This is a genomic window from Leptospira soteropolitanensis (genome assembly GCF_026151655.1).
GTDB lineage: Bacteria > Spirochaetota > Leptospiria > Leptospirales > Leptospiraceae > Leptospira_A > Leptospira_A soteropolitanensis.
On sequence record NZ_JAMQPN010000072.1, the window covers coordinates 1 to 1,032 of the forward strand.

A 1,032-nucleotide genomic window follows, 5' to 3' on the forward strand; every position below is an offset into this window, starting at 1 on the left:
CTCCGTCACGCTTCTCGCTCTGCAAGAAGGCGCGCCGACGCTAACGCCTCTACGAGGCTCAGCTACGGGAAACGTCGTCTCCCCTAGTTCGTTATGCGCAAGACCTTAAAATGCAACACAAAATACAGAATTTTAAATAGTTGACATTGTATACCAATTAAATATACTAGAAATAGTGGAAAAACGTGTCTGTCATTATCCGTTAAAAAAGATAAAAGAACTGATTACCGAAGGAAAGTTTTCAATCACAAAAAATGCTCAAAAAACGGCCATTGAACAATTTGGATATGGTGAAACTGAAATTATTAATGAAGTTCTAAATTTACAAAATTCCGACTTTTTCAAATCTATGACTTCTCACAACAATCATTTGCTCTGGCACGATGTTTACAAAAAGGAAAGTAATAATTATAAGCTTTATATTAAAATCCAAATTTCGAATAGCAATACCTTAGTTATTTCTTTTAAAGGAGATGAAAGCTAATGAAAGATAAAAAATGGATCGATTGTCCTGTCTGTGGTGAAACTAATTCTATGGTTTTCAAAACTGATGTCTCTGAAAATTTCAATATTAAAGATTATGGAAACCTTAAAATCAATAATATTGAAGGTTACTATTGCAAAAATTGCAAAGACGGAATTCTTACTAAAAAATCTCAAAATCACATAAATGCTGCGATTGCTGAATTTAAAGCAAAAAAAGATGCTGAAGTTACTGTTGCTGCGGATCTTATTAGTGTTGATGAAATGGCAAAGAAGTTAAAATTATCCCGCCAATCTATTCATAAAATGATGAACATTGGAAAAATAAGGTATGTCTTTGTTGGAGATATAAGATTACCTTTAAAAAACCAAAAAGTCTCTCATAAATAACGGTCCAGCGCATAACAGCGACTTAACGCTTCGCTTCGGGACAAGCCCTCGCTTGGTCTACGACACATTCCCCTTCTGTCACTCGTTTGCATCCGCAAACTCCGTGCCAGTCCCTAACGTCCCTCCGGGACTCAGGGTCGGGAAACGTCGTTAAGTCTA

Annotated in this window: 2 protein-coding genes; both read left to right on the forward strand. The window is 36.1% G+C overall.

Annotated features, from left to right (window positions below):
* Window positions 1–175 precede the first annotated feature (175 nt).
* The gene (locus ND811_RS19340) at window positions 176–484 is read left to right on the forward strand and encodes a type II toxin-antitoxin system MqsR family toxin (protein ID WP_265353607.1); all 309 of its coding nucleotides are present in this window, start codon (window positions 176–178) and stop codon (window positions 482–484) included.
* A complete protein-coding gene (locus ND811_RS19345) occupies window positions 484–873 on the forward strand; it encodes a type II toxin-antitoxin system MqsA family antitoxin (protein WP_265353608.1) in 390 nt (129 codons plus the stop codon). Before ND811_RS19340 ends, ND811_RS19345 begins: the two co-directional genes overlap by 1 nt.
* Window positions 874–1,032 lie beyond the last annotated feature (159 nt).

Excerpts from the sequence above, each read along its gene's own strand:
- ND811_RS19345 (WP_265353608.1), top strand. The coding sequence starts at position 484 with ATGAAAGATAAAAAATGGATCGATTGTCCTGTCTGTGGTGAAACTAAT.